Genomic DNA, 24,380 nt, shown 5'->3' with positions numbered 1-24,380 from the left:
GATGAGCGACAAATCCATATACGAAAACCTCACACAGCTCGGCGCATCGACAGAGCTGCCCGACAGCCCGGAAAACGCTGTTCTGGAAAAGGTTCCAAATCCGCAATCCGGCATGAAATACATGGTGCGCTTTGTGGCACCAGAGTTTACCTCGCTGTGCCCTTTGACCAGCGCCCCGGATTTTGCGCATCTCGTCATCGACTATGTACCCAAGGACTTCCTGGTTGAGAGCAAATCCCTGAAACTCTTCCTTGGGTCTTTCCGCAATCACGGCGCATTCCATGAAGACTGCACGGTCTCAATCGGCAAGCGCCTTGTTGATCTGCTGGATCCTGAGTGGTTGCGGATCGGCGGATACTGGTATCCGCGCGGCGGGATTCCGATCGACGTATTTTACCAAACTGGCCCAGCCCCGGAGGGAGTCTGGATCCCCGAGCAGGGGGTACAGCCATACCGGGGCCGCGGCTAGTCCGGCAGCCCCTTAAGAAATCGATCGGCGGACTAGACCGGCCTGCGCCTTAACTCGCAGGCAGGCCGGCGTGCGCAAGGACATCGCGGATCGTTGCAACGACTTCTGCGCAGGCCCGCGGATCCATGCCCGACGGATGCGGGTCTGCGAAGCGACCGGAATCATTATCAAAATAAGCTCCAGACCGGCCTTCAAACTCTTCAGACATGGAGGCCCGTATCAGGATATCAACGCCGACACCGATGTCACTACCGGACACACCGAACCCCTCTTTCACCATCTTGGTGCCAAGTAGGGAGGCTGGATTGACGGCGACGATGACCGGCCCGTCAGGGCCCAGCTCGCGCGCCAAATCCCGTGTCCACATGGTGATGGCAAGCTTACTTTGCGCATAAGCCTCCATATCAGAGGCCCGCTGTTGACCGGCCAAGGCCTTGAGATTGACTGGCGCCTGAGCAGCAGAAGACAAGTTGACAACCCGGCCCGCATTCCCCATCAGCGCCAACAGCTTCCGGGTAAGGAGATACGGCGCGATCGTGTTGACCACAAAGCGAACATCCATACCATCTTTGGTCAAAGGATCCTGGGTGCGGAGAATCCCAGCGTTATTGATCAGAACGTCCAAATGATCGTGGTGGCTGCGAATGCTGTCGGCAAGACTGTTTACATCGGCCAGATCTGAAAAATCAGCCACATACGCCTGAACCTCAATGGCGCCCGGAAGAGCCTCCAGATCAGCTTTCACCCTGGCCAGCTTGTCCGGGTTTCGTCCGTGGATCAACAGCGTGTGACCGTCCTCGGCAAGCCGCTTTGCTGTTTCCAGCCCGATGCCATCGGTGGCCCCGGTCAGAAGAATAGTCTTTTGCATCAGTAACCTCACGCGTGAAAGTTGGGCATCAGCTCATCGGCGAGCCGGGCCAAGGTGTTTTCGATGTTTGTTTGATTGAACCGGAGATTGAGGGCCACGTGGTTCACACCGATTTCTTCAAGGGACCCCAAATAGCGGTTCAGAGCCCGAACCCCAGACCGGAAGCCGAGATGGATCGGCTGGGGTGGCGCATCCTCGTCTTCAAGCAGGTCGACATAGAGCGGTTGCATGACCGGTTTGTCCACCAAACCCGCGGCGGCAACGCGCCGTCGGTAGTCCTCGATCACCTCGGCTTGGTGCGAAACATTTCGGGGGTACGTCATCCACCCATCCGCATTATGGGCAATCCAGTCCGGCTCCTGTTGGCTGCCACCGGTAATCAGCATTGGCAATCGGCCCGCGACCGGCTTTGGCAGCATGTCCATCCCTCCGGATGGTGCGCCGAGCGGGCTGTTGAAAGCCGGAGCAGGATCAGCCATACGGCGAATGTAGTCATAGCTCTCACGAAAGGCATTGCCGCGGGCCTCAAACGAGACATTCAATGCCGGGAATTCCGCCGGCCTGTCTCCGGACGCAATCCCGAGCAGCAAACGGCCGCCAGAGAGCACATCCGCTGTCGCCGCCGCCTTTGCAACATGCGCCGGATGGCGAAGCGGCAGAATGATGCTCGAAACGCCCAGCGCGATGCGGTCTGTGACAGCCGCCAATGTTCCCAAATAGACAAACGGGTCAAAGGTTTGCCCCGCATCCCCGAAAGACGGGACGTCAAACGGCACATCGCGCAACCAAACCGCAGCAAAGCCCAATTTTTCCGCCAATTGTACCCGATCCAAATGATCCCGCATCGTCGGCACGGCGCTATTGGCATAGTTTTCAATCGGCACGACGAGGCCGATGCTCATCTTGTTCTGCCGGAAGGTGGCATTGTAGGCGGTGTTCAGCGACTGAAAACCGCCGTCTGCGGTGCGTTTCAGCATGACGTGCATCCTCACCCATGGAGTGATTGTTCATATTAAAGATATTACTTTTATTCTCTTCATAAACAGCGTATTTGAGACTTCACTATTCTGAATTTCGGGATAATAAAATGGACACCGAATGTCTGCGCCTGTTCGTTTTGGCCGCCGAAAAAAGCAACATCAGTGCAGCCGGCAAGGCGTTGGGTCTTGCCCCGTCCATTGCAAGTGCACGGCTTGCCAAACTGGAACGCTCTCTCGGTTCGGATCTCCTGCACCGCTCCACGCGCAAAGTCTCGCTATCTCAAGAAGGCGCGGAGTTTCTTCCCTATGCCCGGGAAATTTTAGCGCAGGAGGACGCGGCACGCGCCGCACTCGGGCATGGCAAGCCGGAGGCAACCGGAACCTTGCGCTTCACCGCACCAAGCACCTTTGCGCAGCTTTACATCGTTCCGCTGTTGCCAGAGTTCATGGAAAGGCATCCCGGCATCCGTCTCGATCTGCGATTATCGGACGTCAAATATGATTTGATTGACGGGAGTTTCGATCTTGCACTCCGAAACTCGGCGATGGAAGACACCAGCCTGAAGGGCCGGAAGCTCGCGGATGACACGCGTATCCTGTGCGCCTCACCGGGATATCTTGCATCGCACGGCGTGCCTATGGCGCCTAATGAGCTTCAGCAACACCAACTGATCGGTTTTGCCGCCCGCACAGTGAAACCTCTGATGAGCCCAACAGGCCCTGAAGGCGTGTTCGATACCCGGGGTCCCAACGCCCGTTTAACGATGGACAACGGTCTCTCTCAAAAGCTCGCCACTCTGGCCGGAGCCGGTGTTTCGGCCAATTCTCTCTGGAGTGTACATCAGGAGCTGAAAACAGGAACACTCATTCGGGTACTGCCGAACCACATCGTCGACGATCCCTCCATGCTCTGGCTGATTTACCCGAAATCAAATGTCCTAACTGCAAAAGTGCGCGTTTTCATTGATTTTCTGCTTGAGAAAATCGGCAAGGCGCCGCCTTGGCTGAAGCCTTAAGATCTCCTCGGCAATTGAAAAAACTCACGGAACCTCAATAGCTGGTTTTACCGCCAGCCCGCATCGCCATGAGCAATGCTCTTTCCGGCCATCCGCCCCGGCCCCCACGTGACCGGATCTCTCGGAGCTGGTCGATCGCTCCGACTTTGTCGCCGCGCTCAAACAACCCCATCCCCATGTAGGACCGCGTCATCAGGCTGTCAGGATCCGCTGCGAGCGCTGCAAGATAATACTTTTCAGCTTGCGGCCAATCCCCGGCCTTCCGTGCAAGAAATCCCCGATAGGTGAGAACATGGGGGCGATCTTGCTCCCGAATTGCATCCAACGCCTGCGCAGACGCTGTTAGGCGTCCTGCATAGGCGAGTTCACGCGCGGCCAGGAACCGGCCATCGTCGTCAAAGAGGTTCGATTTGATATCAATGCAGCGGTTGCTCTCTTTGTCCCAGGCTTTACCGTCCGGACATTCGGTCGATGTCTGTGTCGGCTTGGGTGGCAAGTCCTCAGTGTCGGAGGGCACCGCGAAAGCTGCGCCGTTCAATCCCAGCACAAACAAAACCGCCAAAGACGCTCCGCGTATTTTCATCAAAAGCCTCTCGTCAACTGCACCAATTTATCGCCAAATCATAGGTACCGCTGCAGTCTCCTTTGGCAACTCTCCGCGATCAGTCCGACCGGACGACGCCTTTTCAATTCAGACTCGGCCAGTTCTGATTGGCCTTGGAAATAAATCCGGGCACGTCGCGGCTCCATGTTCGCTGCACAGAGCGCGAGTAGTTCACGTAAAGCTTTCCATCGACGACCTTATAGGCCAGCGGGTCGACGCCCACCTTATAACCGCGGGCAACACCATAAGCGCAATAACCATCATATTGCGGGGCGAAACGGCTGGGATTGGCTGCAAACGCATCCCGGTTTTGAGCGTTCGAAAACTGATACGTCTTGCCGCGATGTTTTGCAGTGAATTGTGAAGACCCCTTTTCCGGGGCACGGCCGGAAAAATAGGACACCGGATCATAACCGGTGAGAGCCAACGGATCTTTTGCAAAAGCCGGGGCGGATGGAAGCGCGATCGCTGCAACACTGGCTGCTGCGAGGCCAAGTACAATACGCCGGTTCATCATGCTGAATCTCCCAAGTATCTCCTTTTTAGGAGATGTTTGGCCCACTGCTAACGTTCAATCCACATTCTTGTGAGGTCATCTCAACAGCACGCCCAGTGAGGCGGTTTTAATCCCAGCGGCTGGCCGGCGCGGTGGATTCGCGGACAATCAGCGAGCCCCGGATCGCATGATCAGAGGGTGCGTCTATCTTGGCGATGATGCGATCAACGGCAACCGAAGCAATGTCCTCGATCGGCTGACGCAGAGTCGTGAGCCGTGGGACAACGAGAGAGGCCAAGGTGATGTCGTCGAAGCCAATCACGGAGACATCCTGCGGAACATGTACACCAAGGTCACGCGCGCACCGCAAAACGCCGATTGCCTGCTGGTCGCTTGCTGTCGCAATGGCCGTGATGCGAAAGCCCCTGCGCAGCTGCAAGAGAATGTTTCGAGCAACAGCCTCGCCGGATGTAAAATCAAATTCACCTGTGTGAACGGTCAGGTCAATCTCATCATCCGGCGTGGACAGCTCATTGACCCGCTCAATGAACCCGTCGCGCCGCTCGCGGGCGACCTCCAGATTCTCCGGCCCGGCTATATAGGCAATGATCCGGTGACCAAGACCATGCAGGTGATCGACGACCTTGCGCGCGCCATCCCGCTGATCGGTCGCTACCAAGGGATATGTGCCGTAACGGCGATCTAGAGAAATGATCGGCAGCTCCGCGGAATAGGAACGACTGGCATCTGAACCAGCCACCACGATGACCCCCGTGACCGGCCAATCGTGCATGGCCCGAACCTGTTTGAGCTCAATACCTGGATCGTCGTGGGAATTGGCAAGCATCACCATGCCGCCCCGCGAAGCGACTTCCATCTCGATGCTTTTTGCCAATTGAGCAAAGAACGGATTGGTGATGTCCGGTACGATCAAGCCAATGACCATACTTCTGGCGCTCTGCTGTGCTTGAGCTGCCATATCACTCATGGATGATTTCTCCGGATCATCAATGCTCTTCTACGTTTTTGAAGCACCTCTCCGTCGGATAATCAAGGAAATCCGAATAGTGTGACCAAACAGCACTGTGTCCAACTACGACGCTTAGCAAGTTTCACAAAGTTGGCGCACGCGGGTGTAGTTGAATGGCTTAAAGGTCTATTTCAGGCTGCATTGATTTCTCTCATGATTTAGGTCGGTGGTGCAGGACCCGGCCAATGGTGTTCATCAGGATTTGAGCCGCCAGAACACCGGTAACACCAGCGGGATCATAGTCCGGAGCAACTTCGACCAGATCCATTCCGACAATGTCTCCCTGCTGCGACAGCCCATCGATCAGCTCCAGGACTTCGTAGTACAGAAACCCACCGTGGCTCGGCGTGCCCGTGCCCGGCGCGATGGATGGATCGAAAGCATCGATATCGAGCGTCAGATAGTAGCGTTTGCCTTTCGGGATCTTGGCGAGAAGCGCGTCTGTGCCGAGTTTCCTTGCCTGACGGACCGACACAATGTCCGAGCCCATCTGGCGTGCGGCCTCATAACCGTCCCGGGCCGTTGACGAAACATTGCGGATACCGATTTGGGTGAGACCCGTGACATAAGGCTTTTCAGCCGCCCGGCGCATGGGATTGCCATGGCCATAACGTACCCCGTGACGCTCATCGACAAAATCAAGATGGGCATCAATCTGCACCACATGGATTGGCTCTTCACTATCGAAAGCATTGATGCAAGGAATGTTGATCGAATGATCTCCCCCTAACACCACAGGTAAAGCACCGGCCTCAAGTATTTTGCGAACGCCAAACTCGATGCGTTTGTGGCTCTCGATTGTGTCGGTGTGAACGATATCTGCATCACCAATGTCAACAATCCGCGTGGTTTCCGCGGGCAGGTAGGTAATGTCATCTTCGAAATCATAGGCCCCGGCATGGCCGAAGGAGAACAGAGTTGACGCCTCCCGGATCGCCCTTGGCCCCATACGTGCACCAGAACGCCATTGGGTTCCGAAATCAAACGGCGCGCCAAGAACGGCGACGTCAGCGTTAATGGCATCCCAGTCCGGCTGGTACGGATACTTTCCAAATGTGCAAATTCCGACAAAGGGCAGGTTGAGCCGCCCGCTTTCATATCCGTGAGATGTCATGAAACGCTCCGGGTTGGTCTTTCAACTCAGAGCTTCCCGTGCGGATCTGGCGGCGTCAAGCAGCTAGCAACGGCTTTTCCATGCGCGTCGCAGACGAAAAACCGAAAATATATTTGAACGGTCCTGTTTCCTCGGTGCCTGCCGGCACAAACCCGGACCGCTCATACAGCGCCCTTGCCCGCGGGTTGGTGTCGATCACATCGAGCCGGACCCGGGAGCAGCCGCGCGCAACAGCGGCGTCGCAAATTGCATCCAAAAGGGCAGTGCCAACACCCAGACCGCGCGCTTCGGCACCCACAAAAATCCCGTCCATCAATAAAAGACCGGGCTCTGGCTCTCTCTCCAGGAGCTCCAGCACAATCCCGCGCCACAGCCCTCCAAACAGACCATAGACGGCTGTCATGTCGGACAGGCTGCCAGCAACCAGCCCGCCCTCCTTGGTTTTGAACCCGGCCATTCCGATAAGCCCGCCGTCTTCATCCAGCGCACTGATTGCAAAGTCAGGATCAAGGAGACGGGCAATCAACGAGAGTGCCTTGTCATCCGGGGCCAGGATCTTGCCAAGCTTTCCGGAAAACGCCTGCCAGAACAAGGCGGCGGCCGTCTCCCGTTGATCTTCGGGATAGCCGGACACAATCTGAAACTGTTGATCTACGGGGTCCGCCATCAGCGCATAGTGACAGCGGTGCCAGTTGCACTCACCATCAGCATGGAGCCGTTTTGGCCCACAGTTTCATAATCGATATCAACGCCAATCACCGCGTTGCCACCAAGCCGTTGTGCCTGCTGGCACATCTCTTCAACTGCGATCTGGCGGGCCTTGGCAAGCTCTTCTTCGTAGGCCGCAGACCGGCCACCGACGATGTCACGAATACCGGCGAAAATGTCCTTGAACAAGTTCGCACCGAGGATAGCCTCACCGGTCACCAGTCCCTTGTAATCGAGATCCTGGCCCTGAATGGTCGGCGTTGTGGTCACCAGCATGCGTCATCCTCCAAATCTGAGTGCAAGACATGACATGGGACGGCGTCCGGATGAATACAAGGAAAGTGAACCGGTTCGGTTTTATGCAGCGCGCCGTGACAGATCCTGACCGCGATAACTGAGCGCTTCAGCCAAGTGGATGCGGGCCACAGTCTCAAGACCGTCCAGGTCGGCGAGGGTCCGGGCAAGTTTCAGTACACGGTGATAGCCGCGCGCCGATAGCTGCAGTGTCTCGGCAGCTTCCCGCAAGAAGGCCAGACCCTTGTCATCCGGTTGCGCCATTTTTTCAACCACCGCTGCTGGGGCTTGCGCGTTGGTCCGCGCCGCAACCCCGAGATCAAAAAAACGCTGTTCCTGAAGTTTGCGGGCCACCAGAACCCGCTTGGCGGCCTCTGAAGACGGCTCACTTTCTGCCGGGCCGATCAGATCGGCTGCCGTAACCGCGGGGACCTCAATCCTCAGATCAATGCGGTCCAGAAACGGCCCCGATATCCGGGCTTGATACTCGGTAACACATCGTTCTCCGCGCCGGCATTGGTGCCCCGGTTCCCCGGCATGACCGCACCGGCAGGGGTTCATCGCCGCCACCATCTGAATGCGCGCAGGATAAGTCACCCGGTGATTGGCCCGGGCAATAATGGCTTCACCCGTTTCCAGCGGCTGGCGGAGACTGTCGAGCACCTGGGGATTGAACTCGGGTAACTCGTCCAGAAACAGAACCCCGTTGTGGGCAAGCGAAACTTCACCAGGTTTGGCTCGTAAGCCTCCACCAACAAGTGCTGCCATGGAAGCAGAGTGGTGCGGCGCGCGAAACGGACGGCGGTCGGACAGTTTGCCATCCGCAAGTTCCCCTGCAAGCGAGGCAATCATGGAGACTTCAAGAAGTTCGCGCGGGGTGAGTGGCGGCAAAATGGAAGGCAACCGGCTGGCCAGCATGGACTTGCCGGATCCCGGTGGTCCGACCATCAGCAAGTTATGTCCACCGGCCGCCGCGATCTCCAAAGCACGCTTGGCACTTTCCTGACCTTTAACATCTGCAAGATCCGGCATGCCTTGCGGATCGCCCCGGAGTTTGGCCGCGGGCCTGGAGAGGACCTGCGTCCCCTTGAAATGATTGGCAAGCTGGATCAAGGACCGCGGGGCCAGAATATCCATCTCCGCGTCCGCCCAAGCAGCTTCTCCCCCGCACTCAAACGGACAGATCAACCCTTTTTCGAGAGCATTCGCCCCCATTGCGGCTGGCAGAACTCCAGCAACGGGAGCCAAGGTCCCATCCAGCGCCAACTCCCCCAGAATGACGTAGTTTTCCAAGAACTCCGCCGGAATTGCGCCGATGGCCGCCATCACCCCGAGCGCAATCGGGAGATCGTAATGGGATCCTTCTTTCGGAAGGTCCGCCGGTGCCAGATTGACCGTGACGCGCTTGGCCGGAAGCGCGAGACCTGAGGCGGACAGAGCCGCCCGGACCCGCTCCCGGCTTTCTGCAACCGCCTTGTCTGGCAAGCCCACGATGGTAAAGGCGACCATGCCCGGGCCGACATGCACCTGCACGTCGACCGGAACCGCCTCTATGCCCTGGAAGGCCACCGTGGTCACCCGGCTGACCATTAAATTCTCCTATAAATTTAATATAACGGTATTGCAATTTATAAGAGAGAACAAGACGCGTGTTCGAATGGCTATGCATGCTGCCAGTTGGTATCTATCGGACTTGTCACTTGCCGAAAAGCTTGGACCCTCGCACACTGATTAGGAAGCCAACACGGAACCGGAGAACGAAGCCATGTGCGATCTTTGCGTCATTAAGTCGGTGAAAGACAAAATGCTGTCACGGCGCGATGTTTTCAGGGCTGCAGCCGCCGGAGCCGGCGTTGCGGCGGCGACCTCTGTTGCAGGCGCTGTTCCGACGATGGCGCAGACACCAGCGCAAATCCTGGATCTCACGCACGAACTCTCTGAGGACTTTCCAACATTTGGGGGTGAGTCTGGATACAGAGCAGAGAAAATCTTCGATTTCGCCAAGGACGGCTACAATCTCTACAGCCTGACAATCGATGAGCATTCGGGCACACATCTCGACGCACCGCTGCATTTTTCCGCAGATGGGCAATCCGTTGCCGAGATCCCCGTCGACAAACTGGTTACGCCCCTCTGCATCATAGACATCAAGGAACGCGCCGCTGACAACCCCGATGCGCAAGTCACTCCGGATGATCTCAAGACTTGGATTTCGGCAAACGGAGACATTCCGGCAGGCGCGTGTGTTGCGATGAACTCTGGCTGGAGTGCACATGCGTCTTCAGACATGTTCCGCAATGCAGATGCCAATGGTGTCATGCATTTTCCTGGCTTTCACTTGGAAGCCGTTCAAATGCTGATGGAAGAAGCCGACGTTGCCGGGCTTGCCGTCGACAGCCTGTCACTCGATCATGGGATTTCGAAGGATTTTGCTGTCCATTACGCCTGGCTTCCATCCGGCCGCTGGGGTCTGGAATGCATCGCCAATCTTGATGCGTTGCCGCCGAGCGGCGCAACACTCATTGTCGGCGCCCCGAAAAACCGCGGCGGCACTGGCGGACCAAGCCGGGTCATGGCGATGGTTTAAGGCGGGGGTCAAAAAGCGGGCTCAGCCCTCTTCTTTTGCCCGGCGCTCCGCATTGAGCTGTTCCAGTTCGGCCATTTTATCGCCGATGGGCTTCAGACGACCCATGGTCGTGCGGAACCGGGCGGCCCGCTGATCGAACAGACGTTGCGCCAGTTCCGGATATTCGGACACCATGCGCTTGAAGAGTGCTCTGCGGATACGGATGATCCGGACAGGTTCGGCAGCTTCTGCGCGGCAGGGACGCTTGGTTTCCACCAGCAGCGCGCTTTCGCCCAAAAGTGTTCCCGGACCAACCTTGTCGACTTCTTCAAAGCCGTCTTCGCCGCGCGTTGACAGCGTCACCAGACCATCGGTGATCACAAGCCCGCCGTCTGCACGCTCATCCTGATCGAAGAGGCGCAGACCGGCGCTGTAATCCATGCTCTCAGCACTGAAGGCGAGCAGGCGAAGCTGATCGTCCTGAAAGTCCGAAAACATCGGTATCTTTTTGAGAATCGCTATGTCTTGGGCAAGGCTCATGCCCAAGATTTACGCTGATTGATCGTGTCTGTCCAAGCGAATATGCGCTTCACAAACAAGTCTGTGGCTCAAGGGACGAGCTTATAGCCGCCCGCCTCTGTCACCAGAAGCTCGGCGTTGGACGGGTCCCGCTCGATCTTCTGACGCAACCGGTAGATATGCGTTTCCAGAGTGTGGGTCGTGACGCCGGAGTTGTAGCCCCACACTTCGTGCAAAAGCACATCTCTCGTGACCGGTTTCTCGCCGGCACGGTACAGGAACTTCAGAATAGAAGTTTCCTTTTCCGTCAGGCGCACCTTTGAACCATTGTCTTCCTGCATGACCTTTGCAGCCGGGCGGAAGGAATAGCGGCCGATGGCGAATGTCGCATCTTCGCTTTGCTCGTGCTGGCGCAAATGGGCGCGGACTCGGGCGAGCAACACGGCGAACTTGAACGGCTTGGTGACATAATCGTTGGCGCCAGCCTCAAGGCCAAGGATCGTGTCGCTGTCCCCGTCGTGTCCGGTCAGCATAATGATCGGAGCCTTGAACCCGTTTTTGCGTAGGAGCTTGACTGCTTCACGGCCATCAATGTCCGGCAAGCCGACATCCATCAAAAGAAGGTCGATGTGCTCTTCCTTGGCCATGCCAATTCCGGAAGTCGCCGTGTCGGCCTGAAGGGTTTCAAACTCGTCGTAAAGGGACAATTGTTCGACAAGCGCTTCGCGCAGTTCAGTATCATCATCGACAATCAAAATGGTGCGGGCGGTCATCTTGTCGGGTCCTCGCCAAAAAACTCTAGTGTTCACGCGGGTTTGTGCAATCTACACAAGCGCGTTGCTGTTTCTATGTGCGCGGGAAAGTGTCGCCTTACAAGCAGGGTTTCGTCAATTCTTCTTCACGCGGGCTTTAGCTCTGGTTTATCAAGACTTTTCACGGCACCGAACAAACAAGCGGGATGAACCATGCAGGAGAGCACAAAATCGGCAGATATCCTCGAGGTTCACGCATTACCGCGCGACCGGACCAAAGGAATTCTACGATGTGGATCGATCACGGTTCCGTGTGCATTGGGCCGTTCCGGCATCATCACACGCAAGCGGGAAGGGGACGGAGCGACCCCGACCGGGACGTTCGAGCTTCTGCAGGTCTACTATCGTGCAGACAGAAGCCAAAGGCCGCAAACGGTTCTTCCCCTTGAAGTTTTAAAGCCCAAGCTCGGCTGGTGTGATGATCCGGGCCATCCCCGCTACAACCGTCTGGTGGATTTGCCGTTTCAGGCCAGTCACGAGAAAATGTGGCGTGAGGACAGGCTGTACGACATCGTCGTTGTCCTGGATTGCAATATGTATCCGCCGGTCAAAGGCAAAGGCAGCGCCATCTTTTTCCATATCGCCCGCGAAGACTACCGGCCGACGGAAGGTTGTGTCGCGGTCTCTCCGCAGCACATGCGGCTCATCTTGTCGAAAGTCTCTCCTGGCTGCCGCATGGCGGTGCGGGGTTAGAGTACTGCTCACTCCAACAAAAAGCCCGACGCGGAGCACCGGGCTTATGAATTTGAATAGACCAGATGGCGGTTAGACCCAGGGGCGGCTTTCGCTCATCTTGTCTTCAAAAGTGTCGATCTGGCCGGCCTTTTCCATGGTCAAGCCGATGTCGTCAAGACCGTTGATCAGGCAATGCTTGCGGAAATGGTCGATTTTGAAGGCAATGTCGCCGCTCTCCAGGCCCTTGATCTCCTGGTTTTCCAGATCGATCGTCAGGGTGAAGTTGGCGCCGCGCTCTGCGGCATGCAGCAACGTTTCCAATTCGTCCTCAGAGACCTGGATCGGCAGAATGCCATTCTTGAAGCAGTTGTTGTAGAAGATGTCGGCAAAGGACGTGGAGATCACGCAGCGGATACCGAAATCAAGCAGCGCCCATGGCGCGTGTTCACGGGACGAGCCGCAACCGAAGTTATCGCCGGCGATCAGGATCTTGGCATCGCGGTACGCAGCCTTGTTCAAAACGAAGTCGACGTTTTCCGACCCGTCGTCATTGGTGCGCATTTCATGAAACAGCGCAGTGCCGAGACCGGTCCGCTTGATCGTCTTCAAGAACTGCTTCGGGATGATCATATCCGTATCGATGTTGACGATCGGCATCGGTGCTGCGACCCCGGTCAGGGTCTCGAATTTTTCCATGGTTTCCTCTCCTGAAAACGGGTTCCGGCCCGATCACCTCAAGCAGCAAGACTTGTGGTCTGATCAACACCGAGCATGAGATTGAGGTTCTGGACGGCTGCGCCCGACGCGCCTTTGCCGAGATTGTCGTAAACGGCAATGATGGCGGCCTGTGCGCGCGCGTCATTTGCAAAAACATGCAGCCGCAGCCGGTTGGTGTCGTTCAAAGCCTGCGGATCCAGATCATCGGAGCGCTCAAGACCATCCAAAGGTGCAACATCAACAAAACCGCCAGACGCAGCTGCGAAGTGATCGGCCAGGGCAGCGTGGATCTGTTCACCGGTCGGGACTTTGTCCAGACGTGCGAGATTGAGCGGCACTACGGTCAGCATGCCCTTGTAGTAGTTTCCGACAGCCGGGGTAAACAGCGGGGCGCTGTCCAAAAGGCCATATTCGGTCATTTCCGGCAGGTGCTTGTGATTGAAGCCCAGCGCATACGGGGCAAACATGTTGGCGCTGGCGGCTTTCGCATCGTAATCCGCAATCATGCCCTTTCCACCACCGGAATATCCGGAAATCCCGTTCACGGTGACCGGGAAATCAGCCGGAAGGAGGCCAGCGGCAATCAACGGGCGCACTGCAGCAATAAGCCCCTGGGGCCAGCAGCCCGGATTGGCAACCCGCATGGCAGCCGCAATGATGTCTGCCTGGTCGGCATCCATTTCCGCAAAACCATAGGCCCAGCCATCGGCGACCCGATGGGCGCTGGATGCATCAATCACGCGTGTCGTGTCGTTCTCGATGAGCGCTACACTTTCCTTTGCCGCCGCATCCGGCAGGCACAGGATCGCAACATCTGCCTTGTTCAGGTAATCTTTCCGGGCCGCCGGATCTTTCCGGCTGTCTTCCGGAATGGAGAGCAGCTCTATGTCGCGGCGCATGGCGAGGCGCTCGCGGATTTGCAAACCCGTCGTGCCAGCTTCACCATCAATAAATACGCGCGCGGTCATGACCCGCTCCTCTCCTCAAGTTCGAGAATTGAAAAACGAGTGGGTCATACACCCAATCGTGGGATTTGTCACCGGTTCGGCGCGCCCCAAGACCTCAACGGGCCATTGAGTGATACTCATCATTCGGGCGCATGTCGCTTGCAGCAGCAACGCGGTTGGTCATATTGAAGAAGGCGGCAACGGAGGCAATGTCCCAGATATCCCTGTCGCTGAACCCGGCATCCCGCAAGCCCTGCCGGTCGCTTTCCAGGATCTCCGCGGGCTTTTCAGTCAGCTTCACCGCGAAATCGAGCATGGCGCGCTGGCGGTTTGTCAAATCAGCGACACGATAGTTCATCACCATGAGCTCACCGAGCACCGGATCGCCGGACAACTCGCGCACAGCCGCACCATGAGCTGTGAGGCAATAAAAACAGCGATTGACGGAGGATACCGCAACGGCAATCATCTCTCTCTCAAGCTTGCTCAGTCCGCAGTCCGCAAGCATGAGGTCGTTGTACATGTCGGTGAAAGCGCGCAGCTTGGCGTCATCAAAGGCATAAGCCTGGAGCACATTCGGAACCAGGCCGAGCTTTTCCTGACACAAATCGAAATAGGCCTGCGTTTTTTCACTTAATGTTACATTTGAATCGATTTGCAAGGCAGTGACTTTACTTGACAATTCGGGCCTCCCGTCCTGAAACAATTGTGTCGCGAATATAAAACGATAGCACGCGGCTGAGCCAAACCAAATGACCGCCCAAGGGGAAAAAAATGCCCGACAAGCACGACGTCGAGAAACTCAAGCTGATCGACGCGGTCCACCAGAAACTCTCCAAGAAAGATCCCATTCTCGCTGAATTCGTGAACGCCTTTTATGACCGGGGCGCGGCCGAAGATCTGGTGACCTATTCGGCGGAAGAGCTGACCGGGTTCGCCATGGATGCATGGCAGGACTTTCAATCGCACGATCTGGGCACCCACAGGGTGAGCATTTCCGATCCAAGTTTCAAAACAAAGGGCGGTAAAACCAAAAACCTTACTGTTATCGAGATCGTCAACGACAACATGCCGTTCCTTGTCGACTCGGTGATGGACGAGCTGCAGGACAGCAAGCTGGAAGTACACTTGGTCCTGCATCCGATTTTCATCGTTGAGCGGGACGAGAAGGGTGCCCTGATCTCTGCCATCGGCCGGAAGAAACCGGCGAAGCGGAAAGACCGTCAGGAAAGCCTTATCCATATCCACGTCACCCGTATTGACGATGCCGAACAGCGCGACGCACTGGAAACAAGGCTCAACACGGTTCTGAACAACGTTCGCTCTGTTGTGAACGATTTCAAACCGATGCAGGAACGCCTCGGCGAAGCGATTGATACCTACAAAACCACGCAAATCCTCGGCAGCAGTGATGAATTGTGGGAAGCCATCCATTTCCTGGAGTGGATGGAAAAGGACAATTTCATTTTCCTCGGCATGCGCGAATACAAGTTCGAAGGCGGCGTTGAAGAAGGTGAACTCTCTCCTCACGAGGGAACTGGCCTCGGCCTTCTCACGGATCCCGATGTTCGGGTCCTGCGCCGCGGCTCCGAGTTTGTTCAGATCACCCCGGAAATCCGCGAATTCCTGAAAAAACCCGAACCTCTGATCATCGCAAAGGCCAACGTGAAGAGCACGGTGCACCGCCGGGTTCATATGGACTATGTCGGGGCCAAGCTCTACGACGACGATGGCAACATGATCGGAGAGCTCCGCATTGTTGGCCTGTTTGCATCAACTGCTTACACTGAGCCTGTCAGCACCATCCCGTTCTTGCGCCGCAAGGTGGCGAGTGTATTGGCGCGAGCCGGCTATCATTCAGAAAGCCATTCAGGACGGGCACTCAGAAACGTTCTGGAAGCTTTTCCGCGCGATGAGCTGTTCCAAATCGACCGCGACCGTCTCTTTGACTTCTCAACAGCCATCCTTCAACTGGACGAACGGCCGCGCATCCGTGTTCTGTCGCGCCCGGACAAGTTTGATCGCTATGTGTCGATCCTGGTGTTCGTGCCCAGGGACCGCTACACGACCGAAGTCCGGCTGAACGTCGGGACATATCTGGCCTCGGTCTATGAGGGGCGTCTGTCTGCCTGGTATGTAACTTATCCGGAAGGTCCGCTTGCGCGGGTTCATTATATTGTGGGCCGCGACAAGGGAGAAACGCCAACTCCACCGCAAGAAGAACTTGAAGCCGCGGTTGCAGACATGGTCAGAAACTGGCCGGATGCAGTGCGGGGTGCTCTTGCCGCAGAATTTGCACCCGCCCAGGCCCGCCAACTCGCCGACCGCTACGCGCTCGCGTTCCATGGCGGCTACAAGGAAGTCTATAACGCTCAGTCCGCGCTGTTCGATATCGTTCAGCTCGAAACGCTGAGCGACACCCGCAGCACCACAATTACTTTCCACCGTCCGGTCGGCACAAAGGACAACCGGCTGGCGCTCAAAGTCTATCACCGCGGTGCGCCAATCCCGCTGTCCGCCCGTGTTCCGCTGCTGGAGAACATGGGCTTCAAGGTCATCAATGAACGAACGTACCGGATCACGCCGACCAACGCACCATTTTCCTACCTCCATGAAATGACGCTTGAGGCGCACACCGGGGATAGTATCGATTTCAGCGATGCTCTGCAGAGCCGGCTGGAAAGCATGTACATGGCTGTCTGGACGGGACGGGCCGAAGATGACGGGTACAACCGCCTTGTCATGAGTGCCAGTCTCGCGTGGCGCGATGTTGCGATCCTGCGCGCCCTGTCAAAATATCTGCGGCAGGCCGGTATTCGGTTCTCCGAAGACTACATGTGGTCGACGCTGAACAACTACCCAGCCATCGCCTCAACTCTGGTCGATTTGTTCCATCTGCGCTTCAACCCGAACACATCGAAAGAAGACCGCGACGCAGGCGAGGAGCGGCTTGAAGGCGAGTTCTCTGCAGCTTTGGAAGATGTTTCCAGTCTGGACGACGACCGCATCTTGCGGCGGTTCAAGAATGTGATTGAATCGATCCTGCGCACGAACTTCTATCAGCTTGATCAGGGCGGCCAGCCCAAGGCAACCTTCGCCTTCAAGATTGAGAGCCGGAAGATTGACGAACTGCCGCAACCACGTCCGTTTCGCGAGATTTTCGTTTACAGCCCGCGTGTTGAAGGGGTTCACCTGCGCTTCGGCATGGTTGCGCGTGGCGGATTGCGCTGGTCCGATAGACCGCAGGATTTCCGCACCGAAGTGCTTGGCCTCGTAAAGGCGCAGCAGGTCAAGAACGCAGTGATCGTTCCCGTCGGCGCAAAGGGCGGCTTTGTTCCAAAGCAATTGCCACCTGCGAGCGACCGCGAGGCCTGGTTCAAGGAGGGCACGGAGAGCTACAAGATCTTCATCAATGCGCTTCTTGATGTCACCGACAATCTGGATGAAGACAAGATCCTGCCACCGGACCGGGTTACCCGATTTGACGGCGACGATCCTTATCTTGTCGTGGCCGCGGACAAAGGGACCGCAACGTTCTCCGATACGGCCAATGCGATTTCGGAGGGCCGGGATTTCTGGCTCGGCGATGCGTTCGCGTCCGGCGGGTCTGCGGGATATGACCACAAGAAGATGGGGATCACAGCCCGGGGTGCCTGGGAGGCGGTCAAACGCCACTTCCGGGAAATGAACCGGGACATCCAAACCGAGCCGTTCACCGCCGCCGGTGTTGGCGACATGTCCGGCGATGTTTTCGGCAACGGGATGCTGCTCTCCAAAGCGACGAAACTGGTTGCTGCCTTCGACCACCGGGACATTTTCATCGACCCGAACCCGGATCCGGAAACAACCTGGGTTGAGCGGAAACGCCTGTTCGATATGGGCCGCTCGTCCTGGAAAGACTACGACACGAGCCTGATTTCAAAGGGCGGCGGCATCTTCTCACGGCAGCTGAAGTCGATCCCGCTGTCACCAGAGATCCGCGCCCTTATCAACCTCGACAAGGCAACGGCAACGCCTCAGGAAGTCATGATGGCAATCCTGAGAATGAACGTGGACTTGCTCTGGTTTGGCGGCATCGGCACCTACATCCGCGCGACGACCGAAACAGATGCCGACGCCGGCGACCGGGCGAACGATCATATCCGGATCACCGCGCCACAACTTGGCGCAAAGGTCATCGGCGAAGGCGCCAATCTTGGCCTGACCCAGCTTGCGCGGATCGAATTCAACAAGAGGGGCGGCCGTTGTAACTCCGATGCGATCGACAATTCCGCCGGGGTGAATTCCTCGGATATGGAGGTCAACATCAAGATCGCCCTCGGAGCTGCTGTAAAGGCAGGTAAACTCGACATCGAGCAGCGAAATGAACTGCTGGCCCACATGACCGATGAGGTCGCCGACCTGGTCTTGCGAAACAACTATTTGCAGACGCTAGCGATTTCCATGACGCATCTGCAGGGAATGGAAGACTTCGGCTATCAGGTCCGCATGATGCGCCAATTGGAGCGTGAGGGTCTTCTGGACCGCGTCGTCGAGCAGTTGCCAGATGATGTACAACTCGATGAATTGCGCAATGCCGGGCAGTTGCTGACCCGCGCCGAACTCGGCGTCCTGCTGGCATACGCAAAAATCACCCTGTACGACGCAATCCTGGAGAGCTCGGTCCCCGATGATGACTACTTGGCGCGCGAGCTGTTCCGGTACTTCCCGGACGAAATGGCCGCCGACTACGAGGGCGAAATCAACGGCCACCGTCTACGTCGGGAAATCATCTCCACCATGCTCGCGAACTCCATGGTCAACAGAGGTGGTGCGACCTTTATCACCCGCCTGATGGATCAGACGGGCGCGACAACGACAGAAATCGCCCAAGGATTCGTCGCCGTGCGCAACAGCTACGGACTGACCGAACTTAATGGAGAGATCGACCGTCTGGACACCAAGATCGACGGTGAGTTGCAATTGGAACTCTATTCAGAGGTCCAATCCCTGCTTCTGGAACGCGTCGTCTGGTTCAAGAGGAATGTGTCTTTTGAACAAGGACTGGCAGCCGTCGTGGAGCGGTTCCACGCTGGTATTTCAGACCTTCGCGACCGGCTGGAGAGCTTGCTTCCGGAAGAACCTGCGGCAGAGCTCAAAAGCCGCGTGGAAACCTACGTCTCGAAAGGGGTACCTGAAGACCTGGCACGCCGGATTGCCTGGCTACCGGTGGAAGGCGCCATTCCGGACATCGTGATCGTTGCGGAAGAAACCGGAGCGGATCTCGATAAGGCCGCGGTTGCATTCTTCGATGTGGCGCATCATTTCCGTCTCGGCGCGATGAGCGAAATGGCGGGTGATCTGGAAGTCCATGATTACTACGATGGACTTGCGCTCGACCGCGCCCGGGCAACGCTTGCATCGGCGCATCGCGCGATCGCCATCTCTGCGATTCAGACGGACGGTTTTGCCAATTGGCTGGAGAAAAAGCAGTCGGTTGTGAACCGGACCACACAGGCAGTCGCCGAAATTCTCGATGGTGGATTGAGCGTGTCCAAGTTCTCAGTCGCAGCAAGTCTTCTTGCCGAGATCAGCGACCGGACATGATCTGGGCGGTCATAACCGCACCAGAGGCAGACTAACTGATAAAAAAGCAACGGTGTTGGTAGTCAAGCGGAGACCATCATCGTTTCTTTTAGCCTTGCATTGAGAATGATGATCATTTTTCGCATGACGGCGACGAGGGCGACCTTTGACGGTTTTCCATTTGTTTTGAGGCGTTTGTAGAAGGCCTTCATGACCGGATCAAAGCGGATGGCTGGCAGAGCTGCGACGTAGAGAGCATCTCGGATTTGCCGCCGTCCACCGGAGATCATGCGTTTGCCCCGCATGAGGCCGCTATCCTTGTTGAGCGGGGCCACGCCGACGAGCTTGGCGACCTGTCCTTTGGACAAGCTCCCCAGCTCCGGCAAGTCGGCCAGCAGGAAGCAAGCTGTTCTTAGACCGATGCCTTTGAGGCACATGAGAACATTGGCCCTTTGGGCAAGTGCCGGGTCCGACCTGATGCAAAGCTCCATGTCGTCGATAACAGCCTGGCGCTGATTGGTCAAAAAGCGCAGACTTTCTTCGATCCAGGCTATCGTCCTGCCGGTCTGCTTTTCCCTGCGGTTCTTTTCTTGAACGATCATATGGCTCAGTTGCCGGTATCTTTGAACCAGCTCCTTGAGCAGGGTCTGGGCCGCGGAGCTGGGAGTGAGGAGGCGTGTCTCCAGGCGTTGGCCATAGTCGGCCAGAATGAAGGCATCAATCTTGTCGGTCTTGGAGAGCTGGCCACAGGCCCGGGCAAATTGCCGGACTTGCTTGGCGTTCACCTTGGCAACTGGCCGGCCAACCGCCAGAAGGGCAGCCTCAACGGCACGCTCATAGCCGCCGGTCGGCTCCAGGATCAGCCGTTCTATCGAGTTGAACCGCATGAGAAAGGTCAGGAATGCATCGATCCCTTCCTCCGTGTTGGTGAAACTCGCACGCTGCTCATCGGGCAGAACGCAAACGTCAAACGTGGATTTTGATATGTCGATGCCGACAAAACGGCTAGCATAAGGCATGGCTTGGTCTCCCTTATACGCGAGCGCGAAGCTCTCTCAACGGTTCGACGAAGCCTCAAGTGTGTGAAGGGTTCTGCTTTTTTGCGAACGCAAGGTTCATGCCCGCAAGGGCTCAACCACTTCACACACCGTCATAAAGGTAAGGCCATACCTCAATGACAAAGAGGCCGGAGCATCAAACCATGCTCCGGCCTCATAATGTATAAGGCCGGGAGTTTCGCTACCGGCCTTCTTGTTTGATGAGTGCGCTTGGCTCTGGGCCATGCCATGGTTGACGCTTAAGTTCTCAGAGATCCCAGGAGAGCAAATATCTGATGACCGCAGCATCTGATACAGCATTTGTAGGTCCGGGCCGGCGCGCAATCGTAGCCTGGGGTTTCTTTGACTGGGCCGCACAGCCCTTTTTCACCCTTATTACCACCTTTGTGTTTGCACCCTATTTTGCGTCCGCATTGGCCGACAATCCCACGCAAGGCCAGAGCCTTTGGGGATATGCCACCGCTGCGGCAGGGTTGGGAATTGCGTTGTTGGCCCCAATCCTTGGCTCCGTTGCCGATGCAACCGGCCGCCGAAAGGTTTGGATCTTCTGCTTTTCGATCCCCTTTCTCGTGTGTTGTTGGGCCTTTTGGTACGCCGCTCCGGGCAATCCACATGGCGTCATGATTGCCCTTCTTGCCTTTGCGATTGGAACATTGTCGATCGAGATCGCAGCGGTCTTCAACAACGCAATGATGCCCCAGCTGGTCCCATCGACACATATCGGCCGATTGTCGAGTTTTGGCTGGGCTCTCGGATATGCAAGCGGACTTGTGACACTCGTTATCGTGCTTGGATTTTTGGCCGCGAACCCTGACACCGGACGCACGCTGCTCGGGTTCACCCCCCTGTTTGGCCTTGATGCTGTGACCTACGAAGGCGACCGGGCATCCGGGCCGTTTTCTGCGATCTGGTACGTGATTTTCGCTTTACCGATGTTTCTGTTCGTTCCGGACGCTCCATCACGCGGAAAGATCGGAGCAGCTGTTTCCAAAGGCCTCAGTGATCTGCGTCACAGCCTTCGGCACGCACGGGAAAACCGCAATATCTTCATGTTTCTGATCGCAAACATGGTCTTCAAGGACGGATTGGTCGCCTTGTTTGCCTTTGGCGGGATATATGCGGCTGGCCAGCTCGGCTGGGGATCCATCCAGATCGGCACTTTCGGCATCATCTTGACGATCACCGGGACACTTGGCCTCTTGCTCAGTGGCAAGGTGGACGACCGGTTCGGGCCCAAGATCGTCATCGCCTTTTCGCTGATCGTTCTGATGATCTGTGGACTGGGCATGATCTCCGTCGACAGAACGACGGTGTTCTTTTTCATTCAGACACCAGCCGCGCCGGAAGGTGCGTTGTTCGCGTCCCTGCCGGAACAAATCTTCATCACCCTTGGCGCAATCATTGGCGCTGTGTCTGGTCCGCTGCAAGCGTCCTGCCGGAGCCTTCTCATCCAGTTGGCACCGACAGACTTGATGACCCAGTATTTTGGTCTGCTGGCTCTCTCCGGAAAGGTAACCAGCTTCCTGGCACCACTCGCCGTCGCGGTCGTGACAGCTGCAGTTGACAGCCAGCGGGCCGGTATGTCCGTCATTCTGGTGTTCTTTGCCGTCGGCCTTGGTCTGCTGATGATGGTCAAAGAAAAACGCGCCGGGCGATGACCCGGCGCGTTTCCTCAATCCAAAAATACTGAAGCTTAAGCGACGTCGCGAACACCTACGAGGAAGTTGTCGACTTCCTGTTTCAGGCGCACAGCCTCGCTCTGCAGGACGTTGGCCGACTGGCTGACCTGACGAGCCGCGTTGCCGGTATCGTCCGCGGACGCTGCCACCTTGACGATGTTCTGGGCAACTTCCTGCGTACCGTTGGAGGCTTCCTGAATATTCCGCGCGATTTCCTCGGTCGCCAGCCCCTGTTGTTCGACAGAGTACTGAATGCTGGAGGAGATCTCGTTCATCTTCTCGATCGTTTCCGAGATGCCCTTGATCGCATCCACTGAACCTGCGGTCTCGGACTGAACCGATTGGATCTGCAGGGAGATTTCTTCGGTCGCCTTGGCCGTTTGGTTGGCGAGTTCCTTGACCTCGGCTGCAACAACGGCGAAGCCTTTGCCCGCTTCCCCTGCCCGGGCTGCCTCGATCGTTGCGTTCAGGGCGAGAAGGTTGGTTTGTTCGGCAATGTCCGTGATCAGCTTGACCACTTCACTGATGCGGTGCGCTGCTTCCGCCAGACCTTCAATCTTGGCATTGGTCGACTGCGCCTGATCCACGGCATGAGACGCGATCTCGGTTGATTGCGTCATCTGACGGGAGATTTCGCCAACAGACGCCATCAACTCTTCAGCCGCGGAGGCAACTGTTTCAACATTGGAGGACGCTTCCTCGGACGCAGCGGCCACCGTCGTACTCTTCTCGCTGGTATCATCTGCGCCTGCGGTCAGGGTCACGGAAGCGCCGTTCAGATCCTCGACCTGGGACATGACTGTCGCGGTCAGTTCTGTGATCTTCCGATCGAAGTCTTGCGAAATTTCGCTGATCTTCTGAGCGCGGGCGAGCTGCTGCCGCTGGGTCTCTTCCTGTTCGGCTGCCAAGGCTTCCGCCTGCTGTGCCTTGTCGCGGAAGACTTCCAGAGCCTTGCTGATCTCTCCGATTTCATCCTGGCGATCCGTGTCATGGATCGGCTCTTCATAGCGGCGGTCAATCAAGGCCTGAATGCTGCCGACTGCACGCTCCAGCGGGCGACGCACAATGTTCGTACCCACGATATAGATCGAGGTTGCCACAACAAGCAGCAGAACAAGACCAACAACCGCGATCATCGTTATGATCTGCGTTGAAGCTGCGTTCAAAGTCGATACCGGTACGTTCACGACCACGGCCATTTTGGCGTCGGTCCGGCCAATGCTGACCGGTTTTACAATCCGCAAAACATTGGTGCCGAGTGTGTTTGAGTAGCCTTCATACACATAGCTCTCGCCATTCTTGATGGCTGCAAGCAACTCATCCTTGACCGCCAGATCGGTATCGGACCGCCCTTCGCTCCACTCTTTACCGAGGAGTGCACCGTCCGGATGCGCGATCCAGGATCCGTCTTGAGAGATCAGATGGACAGACCCTGTACCAAGCGGCTTTTGTTCACCCAAAGCACTCGACAAGGGAGTCAGCATGATGTCCCCACCGGCGACACCAATGACTTTCGAGCCCTCTTTCACCGGAATACCGAAGGACACGCCGGTTACAGTCTTTCCATCGGCTTCCCAGCTGTATGGCTCTGTCACATAGTCCTTGCCTGTTTCATAAGGGACATTGAACCAAAGGCTCTTGCCAGGCTGATCCATTTCCAGATCACCCATCGGGCGGTACCCGAGCTTGCCATCGGCGAGCCTGAAGAAATACGGCCGCCACATGCCGCTCTCGTCGTGCTTTTCGGCACTGACATATTCCGCATCTTTACCGTCCAGCCCATCGAACGGAATAGCACCCCAGGTACCAGAGAAGTCGACGTTCTTGTGCAACGTCTCTTCAACGATCGCCATCCACTGATTGCGATCCTGATTTCCTGTGCTTTTGAGGCCGGTCAGAGCAGCTGCAAGCGATTGAGCGGTGACAAGGCCGTTCTCCATGGTCCGCTGGACCAATTCCGCTTGATCCTCAGCAACGGCATCTGCTTGAGCGACAGCAAGAGATTGCGTCATCTGAGAGGCTTGCCAGCCAATGACCCCGATCCCACCGACCAAGGCCAAAGCAAGCGTTGCAACACTAACGCCTACGAGTTTTGTAGTGACCTTCGCATTTTTAAACACCGGATCTTCTCCGTTAGCCAATCGATTCGCCGCAGCAGTCGCACTGCTGCATTTGCGAACAAATTAGCTTGCGGAGATTAACAAGGTATTCAAAAGCCTAGGCGTTATTTCGGAAGCTGAAGAAATGCATCTCCTACCATCAG

22 protein-coding genes are annotated in these 24,380 nt (G+C 56.7%); 6 read left to right on the top strand and 16 right to left on the bottom strand.

Translation table 11 applies throughout. The annotated features are described in order from the left end of the window. Window position 1: 1 nt before the first annotated feature. Complete coding sequence (queF, locus tag AC0J4F_RS05600; protein ID WP_473025646.1) at window positions 2–469, top strand: preQ(1) synthase; 468 nt, start codon at window positions 2–4, stop codon at window positions 467–469. Between the two features lie 49 nt (window positions 470–518). On the opposite strand, the gene AC0J4F_RS05595 is transcribed toward queF, so the two are convergent. Continuing rightward, window positions 519–1,337 carry an SDR family NAD(P)-dependent oxidoreductase gene (locus AC0J4F_RS05595; RefSeq protein WP_473025645.1) on the bottom strand — a complete coding sequence of 273 codons (819 nt, stop codon included), beginning with the start codon at window positions 1,335–1,337 and terminating at the stop codon, window positions 519–521. 8 nt (window positions 1,338–1,345) lie between these two features. Beyond that, window positions 1,346–2,314: an LLM class oxidoreductase gene (locus AC0J4F_RS05590; protein ID WP_473025644.1), complete on the bottom strand. Its 969-nt coding sequence runs from the start codon at window positions 2,312–2,314 to the stop codon at window positions 1,346–1,348. Window positions 2,315–2,424: 110 nt separating this feature from the next. Here AC0J4F_RS05590 and AC0J4F_RS05585 point away from each other — a divergent pair, with 110 nt between their 5' ends. Continuing rightward, on the top strand, window positions 2,425–3,333 hold the full coding sequence (locus AC0J4F_RS05585) for a LysR family transcriptional regulator (RefSeq protein ID WP_133952811.1): 909 nt from the start codon (window positions 2,425–2,427) through the stop codon (window positions 3,331–3,333). Between the two features lie 34 nt (window positions 3,334–3,367). Here the strand turns inward: AC0J4F_RS05585 and AC0J4F_RS05580 are convergent, their stop codons facing one another. The 7 genes from AC0J4F_RS05580 to AC0J4F_RS05550 all read right to left on the bottom strand — a co-directional run bounded on the left by AC0J4F_RS05580 (window position 3,368) and on the right by AC0J4F_RS05550 (window position 9,169). Continuing rightward, the gene (locus AC0J4F_RS05580; protein ID WP_133952810.1) at window positions 3,368–3,916 is read right to left on the bottom strand and encodes a tetratricopeptide repeat protein; all 549 of its coding nucleotides are present in this window, start codon (window positions 3,914–3,916) and stop codon (window positions 3,368–3,370) included. Window positions 3,917–4,019: 103 nt separating this feature from the next. Beyond that, window positions 4,020–4,454 (bottom strand): YHS domain-containing (seleno)protein, encoded by a 435-nt coding sequence (locus AC0J4F_RS05575; protein WP_209002691.1) that lies wholly within the window; start codon window positions 4,452–4,454, stop codon window positions 4,020–4,022. Between the two features lie 106 nt (window positions 4,455–4,560). Then, entirely contained in the window at window positions 4,561–5,421 is an 861-nt protein-coding gene (locus AC0J4F_RS05570; RefSeq protein ID WP_473025643.1) for a LacI family DNA-binding transcriptional regulator, read from the bottom strand. A 193-nt stretch (window positions 5,422–5,614) separates the two neighbouring features. After that, window positions 5,615–6,577 (bottom strand): agmatinase, encoded by a 963-nt coding sequence (speB, locus tag AC0J4F_RS05565; RefSeq protein ID WP_133952809.1) that lies wholly within the window; start codon window positions 6,575–6,577, stop codon window positions 5,615–5,617. 55 nt (window positions 6,578–6,632) lie between these two features. Beyond that, window positions 6,633–7,244 carry a GNAT family N-acetyltransferase gene (locus AC0J4F_RS05560; protein WP_133952808.1) on the bottom strand — a complete coding sequence of 204 codons (612 nt, stop codon included), beginning with the start codon at window positions 7,242–7,244 and terminating at the stop codon, window positions 6,633–6,635. After that, entirely contained in the window at window positions 7,244–7,561 is a 318-nt protein-coding gene (locus AC0J4F_RS05555; RefSeq protein ID WP_133952807.1) for a heavy metal-binding domain-containing protein, read from the bottom strand. The genes AC0J4F_RS05560 and AC0J4F_RS05555 overlap by 1 nt, the downstream gene beginning before the upstream one ends. An 81-nt stretch (window positions 7,562–7,642) precedes the next feature. After that, on the bottom strand, window positions 7,643–9,169 hold the full coding sequence (locus tag AC0J4F_RS05550) for a YifB family Mg chelatase-like AAA ATPase (protein WP_133952806.1): 1,527 nt from the start codon (window positions 9,167–9,169) through the stop codon (window positions 7,643–7,645). A 175-nt stretch (window positions 9,170–9,344) separates the two neighbouring features. On the opposite strand from AC0J4F_RS05550, the gene AC0J4F_RS05545 reads away from it, so the two are divergent. After that, window positions 9,345–10,166 (top strand): cyclase family protein, encoded by an 822-nt coding sequence (locus AC0J4F_RS05545; RefSeq protein WP_133952805.1) that lies wholly within the window; start codon window positions 9,345–9,347, stop codon window positions 10,164–10,166. Window positions 10,167–10,187: 21 nt separating this feature from the next. Here AC0J4F_RS05545 and AC0J4F_RS05540 read toward each other — a convergent pair whose 3' ends face one another. Beyond that, window positions 10,188–10,685, bottom strand: coding sequence for a Crp/Fnr family transcriptional regulator (locus tag AC0J4F_RS05540; RefSeq protein WP_166672855.1), 498 nt, complete (start codon window positions 10,683–10,685; stop codon window positions 10,188–10,190). Between the two features lie 68 nt (window positions 10,686–10,753). Continuing rightward, window positions 10,754–11,437 carry a response regulator transcription factor gene (locus AC0J4F_RS05535; protein WP_008195291.1) on the bottom strand — a complete coding sequence of 228 codons (684 nt, stop codon included), beginning with the start codon at window positions 11,435–11,437 and terminating at the stop codon, window positions 10,754–10,756. A 192-nt stretch (window positions 11,438–11,629) separates the two neighbouring features. On the opposite strand from AC0J4F_RS05535, the gene AC0J4F_RS05530 reads away from it, so the two are divergent. Beyond that, entirely contained in the window at window positions 11,630–12,169 is a 540-nt protein-coding gene (locus tag AC0J4F_RS05530; RefSeq protein ID WP_473025642.1) for a L,D-transpeptidase family protein, read from the top strand. Window positions 12,170–12,241: 72 nt separating this feature from the next. Here AC0J4F_RS05530 and leuD read toward each other — a convergent pair whose 3' ends face one another. The 3 genes from leuD to AC0J4F_RS05515 form a co-directional block, all read right to left on the bottom strand. Further along, complete coding sequence (gene leuD, locus AC0J4F_RS05525) at window positions 12,242–12,847, bottom strand: 3-isopropylmalate dehydratase small subunit (RefSeq protein WP_209176411.1); 606 nt, start codon at window positions 12,845–12,847, stop codon at window positions 12,242–12,244. Window positions 12,848–12,885: 38 nt separating this feature from the next. Then, window positions 12,886–13,836, bottom strand: coding sequence for an N-acetyl-gamma-glutamyl-phosphate reductase (argC, locus tag AC0J4F_RS05520; protein WP_473025641.1), 951 nt, complete (start codon window positions 13,834–13,836; stop codon window positions 12,886–12,888). Window positions 13,837–13,930: 94 nt separating this feature from the next. Further along, window positions 13,931–14,497, bottom strand: coding sequence for a peroxidase-related enzyme (locus AC0J4F_RS05515; protein ID WP_209180496.1), 567 nt, complete (start codon window positions 14,495–14,497; stop codon window positions 13,931–13,933). Window positions 14,498–14,589: 92 nt separating this feature from the next. Here AC0J4F_RS05515 and AC0J4F_RS05510 point away from each other — a divergent pair, with 92 nt between their 5' ends. Beyond that, window positions 14,590–19,401 carry an NAD-glutamate dehydrogenase gene (locus tag AC0J4F_RS05510; RefSeq protein WP_473025640.1) on the top strand — a complete coding sequence of 1,604 codons (4,812 nt, stop codon included), beginning with the start codon at window positions 14,590–14,592 and terminating at the stop codon, window positions 19,399–19,401. Window positions 19,402–19,463: 62 nt separating this feature from the next. On the opposite strand, the gene AC0J4F_RS05505 is transcribed toward AC0J4F_RS05510, so the two are convergent. After that, window positions 19,464–20,399 (bottom strand): IS110 family RNA-guided transposase, encoded by a 936-nt coding sequence (locus AC0J4F_RS05505; RefSeq protein ID WP_473025639.1) that lies wholly within the window; start codon window positions 20,397–20,399, stop codon window positions 19,464–19,466. 314 nt (window positions 20,400–20,713) lie between these two features. Here AC0J4F_RS05505 and AC0J4F_RS05500 point away from each other — a divergent pair, with 314 nt between their 5' ends. Next, complete coding sequence (locus tag AC0J4F_RS05500; protein ID WP_473025637.1) at window positions 20,714–22,096, top strand: MFS transporter; 1,383 nt, start codon at window positions 20,714–20,716, stop codon at window positions 22,094–22,096. A 35-nt stretch (window positions 22,097–22,131) separates the two neighbouring features. Here AC0J4F_RS05500 and AC0J4F_RS05495 read toward each other — a convergent pair whose 3' ends face one another. Further along, window positions 22,132–24,237, bottom strand: a complete 2,106-nt coding sequence (locus AC0J4F_RS05495) for a methyl-accepting chemotaxis protein (protein WP_473025636.1) — start codon at window positions 24,235–24,237, stop codon at window positions 22,132–22,134. Window positions 24,238–24,380 lie beyond the last annotated feature (143 nt).

The organism is Roseibium sp. R5, from assembly GCF_055755305.1.
This window is presented reverse-complemented; position numbering and strand designations above follow the sequence as displayed.

Bases quoted from the DNA above. Each gene is read 5' to 3' on its own strand.
- queF (WP_473025646.1), top strand. From the start codon at position 2: ATGAGCGACAAATCCATATACGAAAACCTCACACAGCTCGGCGCATCG.
- AC0J4F_RS05595 (WP_473025645.1), bottom strand. From the start codon at position 1,337: ATGCAAAAGACTATTCTTCTGACCGGGGCCACCGATGGCATCGGGCTG.
- AC0J4F_RS05590 (WP_473025644.1), bottom strand. From the start codon at position 2,314: ATGCTGAAACGCACCGCAGACGGCGGTTTTCAGTCGCTGAACACCGCC.
- AC0J4F_RS05585 (WP_133952811.1), top strand. From the start codon at position 2,425: ATGGACACCGAATGTCTGCGCCTGTTCGTTTTGGCCGCCGAAAAAAGC.
- AC0J4F_RS05580 (WP_133952810.1), bottom strand. From the start codon at position 3,916: ATGAAAATACGCGGAGCGTCTTTGGCGGTTTTGTTTGTGCTGGGATTG.
- AC0J4F_RS05575 (WP_209002691.1), bottom strand. From the start codon at position 4,454: ATGATGAACCGGCGTATTGTACTTGGCCTCGCAGCAGCCAGTGTTGCA.
- AC0J4F_RS05570 (WP_473025643.1), bottom strand. From the start codon at position 5,421: ATGAGTGATATGGCAGCTCAAGCACAGCAGAGCGCCAGAAGTATGGTC.
- speB (WP_133952809.1), bottom strand. From the start codon at position 6,577: ATGACATCTCACGGATATGAAAGCGGGCGGCTCAACCTGCCCTTTGTC.
- AC0J4F_RS05560 (WP_133952808.1), bottom strand. From the start codon at position 7,244: ATGGCGGACCCCGTAGATCAACAGTTTCAGATTGTGTCCGGCTATCCC.
- AC0J4F_RS05555 (WP_133952807.1), bottom strand. From the start codon at position 7,561: ATGCTGGTGACCACAACGCCGACCATTCAGGGCCAGGATCTCGATTAC.
- AC0J4F_RS05550 (WP_133952806.1), bottom strand. From the start codon at position 9,169: ATGGTCAGCCGGGTGACCACGGTGGCCTTCCAGGGCATAGAGGCGGTT.
- AC0J4F_RS05545 (WP_133952805.1), top strand. From the start codon at position 9,345: ATGTGCGATCTTTGCGTCATTAAGTCGGTGAAAGACAAAATGCTGTCA.
- AC0J4F_RS05540 (WP_166672855.1), bottom strand. From the start codon at position 10,685: ATGAGCCTTGCCCAAGACATAGCGATTCTCAAAAAGATACCGATGTTT.
- AC0J4F_RS05535 (WP_008195291.1), bottom strand. From the start codon at position 11,437: ATGACCGCCCGCACCATTTTGATTGTCGATGATGATACTGAACTGCGC.
- AC0J4F_RS05530 (WP_473025642.1), top strand. From the start codon at position 11,630: ATGCAGGAGAGCACAAAATCGGCAGATATCCTCGAGGTTCACGCATTA.
- leuD (WP_209176411.1), bottom strand. From the start codon at position 12,847: ATGGAAAAATTCGAGACCCTGACCGGGGTCGCAGCACCGATGCCGATC.
- argC (WP_473025641.1), bottom strand. From the start codon at position 13,836: ATGACCGCGCGCGTATTTATTGATGGTGAAGCTGGCACGACGGGTTTG.
- AC0J4F_RS05510 (WP_473025640.1), top strand. From the start codon at position 14,590: ATGCCCGACAAGCACGACGTCGAGAAACTCAAGCTGATCGACGCGGTC.
- AC0J4F_RS05505 (WP_473025639.1), bottom strand. From the start codon at position 20,399: ATGCCTTATGCTAGCCGTTTTGTCGGCATCGACATATCAAAATCCACG.
- AC0J4F_RS05500 (WP_473025637.1), top strand. From the start codon at position 20,714: ATGACCGCAGCATCTGATACAGCATTTGTAGGTCCGGGCCGGCGCGCA.